Consider the following 3,169-nt stretch of genomic DNA (forward strand, 5'->3'; position numbering starts at 1 on the left):
TGCCGCGACGCGCCCCCTGGCGCGGGCGCTGGCGCCGCTGATCCCGCCGGATGCCGTGCTGCATGTCAGCGGCTGCGCCAAGGGCTGCGGCTGGCCGCGTGCCGCCGACCTTACGCTGACCGCGACGCCCGAGGGGTTCGACCTGATCCGCCATGGCCGCGCCCATGACCCCGCCGCCCTGCGCGGCCTGCACCCCGATCAACTGCCGAAGGTTCTGTGATGCCCCATGACTACGAAAGGGACGGCGCCGCGATCTATCGCCAGTCCTTCGCCACCATCCGGGCCGAGGCCGATCTGGCGCGTTTCGACGCGGACGAGGAACCCGTCGTCGTCCGCATGATCCATGCCGCGGGCCTGGTGGGGCTGGAACGCGACGTGACCTTCACCCCCGGCATGGCCACCGCCGCCCGCGCGGCGCTGGCCGCCGGCGCGCCGATTCTCTGCGACGCGCATATGGTCAGCGAGGGCGTGACCCGCGCCCGCCTGCCTGCGGACAACGCGGTGATCTGCACCCTGCGCGACCCGCGTGTGCCGGACATGGCGCGCGACATGGGCAACACCCGCAGCGCCGCCGCGCTGGAGCTGTGGCGGCCGCATCTGGCGCGCGCGGTCGTGGCCATCGGCAATGCGCCCACCGCGCTGTTTCACCTGCTGAACATGCTGGAGGACCCCGCCTGCCCCCGCCCCGCCGCAATCATCGGCTGCCCCGTGGGCTTTGTCGGCGCGGCGGAGTCGAAGGACGCGCTGATGGCCGCGCCGCCCGCGCCGTCGGTCGTCGTCCGCGGCAGGCTGGGCGGGTCGGCCATCACCGTCGCCGCGATCAACGCGCTGGCCAGCCGGAGGGAATGATGGGACGCATCATCTGCGCAGGTCTGGGGCCGGGCGATCCAGACCTGATCTCGGTCCGGGCCGACCGGGCGGTGCGCGCCGCGCGCCACGTCGCCTATTTCCGCAAACCCGGCCGCCCCGGTCAGGCGCGGCGCATCGTCCAGGGGATGCTGACCGCCGATGCGGTCGAATATCCGATGGAATACCCAGTCACGACGGAAATTCCCTTCGATCATCCCGACTACAACGACGCGCTGGCGGGGTTCTATGACTTCTGGGCCGCGCGTCTGGCGCAGCTGGCCCAGACCGACGACGTGGTGGTCCTGTGCGAGGGCGATCCGTTCCTCTATGGCAGCTTCATGCATCTGCAGATCCGTCTGCAGGGGCTGGCCGAGGTCGAGGTGATCCCCGGCATTCCCGGCATGGTCGGCTGCTGGAACGCGGTGGGCCAGCCGATGACATGGGGCGACGACGTGCTGACCGTGCTGATGGGCACCCTGCCCGAGGCGGACCTGATCCGCCACATGCAGGGCAGCGACGCGCTGGTGGTGATGAAGACCGGCCGCAACCTGCCCAAGCTGCGCCGCGCGCTGGCGGCATCCGGGCGGCTGGCGGATGCCTGGCTGATCGAACGCGGCACCATGCCCGGCCAGCGCATCCAGCCGCTGCGCGAGGTGGCCGATGACGACTGCCCCTATTTCGCGATCCTGCTGGTTCATGGCCACGGGCGGCGCCCCATGGCGCGGGTGGCGGAATGAGCGGCTGGATCACCGTCGCGGGGCTGGGACCGGGGTCGGACGCCATGGTGACCCCCGAGGTCGCCGCCGCGCTGGATCAGGCGACGGACGTGATCGGCTACATCCCCTATGTCGCGCGGGTGGCGGCGCGGCCCGGCCTGACCCTGCATGCATCCGACAACCGAGCGGAGCTGGAACGCGCCCGCCATGCCCTGTCGCTGGCGGCGCAGGGCGGGCGGGTGGTCATCGTCTCCTCGGGTGATCCGGGCGTCTTCGCCATGGCCTCCGCCCTGTTCGAGGCGTTGGAGGCCGACGGTGGCGATCCCGAGATCCGCATCCTGCCCGGCATCACCGCGATGCTGGCAGCGGCGGCGCGGGCGGGCGCGCCCTTGGGCCATGATTTCTGCGCCATCAACCTGTCGGACAACCTCAAGCCCATGGCGCTGATCGAACACCGCCTGCGCCACGCGGCGCGGGGCGATTTCGCGATGGCCTTCTACAACCCGCGCTCGGCCAGCCGGCCCGCAGGCTTTGCGCGCGTGCTGGAGGTGCTGCGCGAGGAATGCGAACCCGGACGCCTGATGATCTTTGCCCGCGCCGTCACCACGCCGGAGGAGGCGCTGCGCGTGGTGACCCTGGAGGAGGCCACGCCCGAGATGGCCGACATGCGCACCGTCGTGCTGGTCGGCAACCGCGCCACGCGGCGGGTGGGGCGGTGGGTCTATAGCCCGCGGGGGGCCGCCTGATGCAGCCAGTCCAGCGCCTGTTCCGGCGTGGCGACCTGCGGCCGGTCCGGTGCTGTGGGCCGGTCGATCAGCACGACCCGAACGCCCAGATCGCGCGCCGCGTCCAGCTTCGCGCGGGCCCCGGCCCCGCCGCTGTTCTTGGCGACCAGATGGGTGATGCCATGCGCCGCCATCAGCGCCCGGTCGCCCGCCACGGTGAAGGGGCCGCGGGCCAGAACGACCTGCGCGCCGGGCAAGGGGAGCGCATCCGGCGCATCGACCAGCCGCAACAGCCAGCGATGCGGCAGGAGGGCGAAGGGCGCCAGGGTCTGCTTGCCGATGGCCAGGAACACCCCGGTCGGCGCGCAAGGCAGCGCCGCGACCGCGCCCGCAATGTCCGGGACGCGGCTCCAGCCCGGATCGACCGGCCAGGCGGGGCGGCGCAGCATCAGCATCGGCACGCCGCCCGCGCGGCAGGCCAAATCCGTGTTGCGGCTGATCTGCGCGGCAAAGGGATGGGTCGCATCAATGACCGCGCCGATGTCCTGGTCCCGCAGGTAACGCGCCATCCCCTCGGCCCCGCCGAAGCCGCCGATCCGCGTGGGCAGGGGCTGGGCTGCGGGCGCCTCGGTCCGTCCGGCATAGGAGAAGACCGCCGCGACACCGGCGCGGGCAAGCAGGGCGGCCAGGCGGCTGGCCTCGGTCGTGCCGCCCAGCAGCAGGATGCGTCGCATGTCTGACCCTTGGCTGACGATCATCGGGATCACCGAAGATGGACCGGACGGCCTGCCCGGCGCAAGCCTGCGCGCGCTGGCGGCCGCCGAGATCGTCTTCGGCGGCCCGCGCCACCTGGCCCTGGCGGGGGTGGGCGCGCGGGGG

General features: G+C 72.6%; 4 protein-coding genes and 2 pseudogenes. 5 read left to right on the top strand and 1 reads right to left on the bottom strand.

What is annotated here, in order from left to right:
* From FHD68_RS18030 to cobJ, 4 genes and pseudogenes are all read left to right on the top strand, one after another.
* Nucleotides 1-220 (top strand): annotated as a pseudogene (locus FHD68_RS18030) (precorrin-3B synthase); the annotation flags it as partial.
* On the top strand, nucleotides 220-849 hold the full coding sequence (locus tag FHD68_RS18035; protein WP_127897642.1) for a precorrin-8X methylmutase: 630 nt from the start codon (nucleotides 220-222) through the stop codon (nucleotides 847-849). The pseudogene FHD68_RS18030 and the gene FHD68_RS18035, both read left to right, overlap by 1 nt.
* Complete coding sequence (cobI, locus tag FHD68_RS18040) at nucleotides 849-1,586, top strand: precorrin-2 C(20)-methyltransferase (protein WP_187427323.1); 738 nt, start codon at nucleotides 849-851, stop codon at nucleotides 1,584-1,586. Before FHD68_RS18035 ends, cobI begins: the two co-directional genes overlap by 1 nt.
* Nucleotides 1,583-2,311, top strand: a complete 729-nt coding sequence (gene cobJ, locus FHD68_RS18045; RefSeq protein ID WP_045983920.1) for a precorrin-3B C(17)-methyltransferase — start codon at nucleotides 1,583-1,585, stop codon at nucleotides 2,309-2,311. Before cobI ends, cobJ begins: the two co-directional genes overlap by 4 nt.
* Here cobJ and FHD68_RS18050 read toward each other — a convergent pair.
* Nucleotides 2,287-3,024, bottom strand: coding sequence for a cobalt-precorrin-6A reductase (locus FHD68_RS18050; protein WP_127897641.1), 738 nt, complete (start codon nucleotides 3,022-3,024; stop codon nucleotides 2,287-2,289). The two genes, cobJ and FHD68_RS18050, sit on opposite strands and share 25 nt — an antisense overlap.
* Here FHD68_RS18050 and FHD68_RS19670 point away from each other — a divergent pair.
* Nucleotides 3,023-3,169: pseudogene (locus FHD68_RS19670) on the top strand (cobalamin biosynthesis bifunctional protein CbiET); the annotation flags it as partial. The gene FHD68_RS18050 and the pseudogene FHD68_RS19670 sit on opposite strands and share 2 nt — an antisense overlap.

The sequence above is a fragment of the Paracoccus marcusii genome (assembly GCF_006151785.1).
Taxonomy (GTDB): Bacteria; Pseudomonadota; Alphaproteobacteria; order Rhodobacterales; family Rhodobacteraceae; genus Paracoccus; species Paracoccus marcusii.

Bases quoted from the DNA above. Each gene is read 5' to 3' on its own strand.
- FHD68_RS18035 (WP_127897642.1), top strand. From the start codon at position 220: ATGCCCCATGACTACGAAAGGGACGGCGCCGCGATCTATCGCCAGTCC.
- FHD68_RS18050 (WP_127897641.1), bottom strand. From the start codon at position 3,024: ATGCGACGCATCCTGCTGCTGGGCGGCACGACCGAGGCCAGCCGCCTG.
- cobI (WP_187427323.1), top strand. From the start codon at position 849: ATGGGACGCATCATCTGCGCAGGTCTGGGGCCGGGCGATCCAGACCTG.
- cobJ (WP_045983920.1), top strand. From the start codon at position 1,583: ATGAGCGGCTGGATCACCGTCGCGGGGCTGGGACCGGGGTCGGACGCC.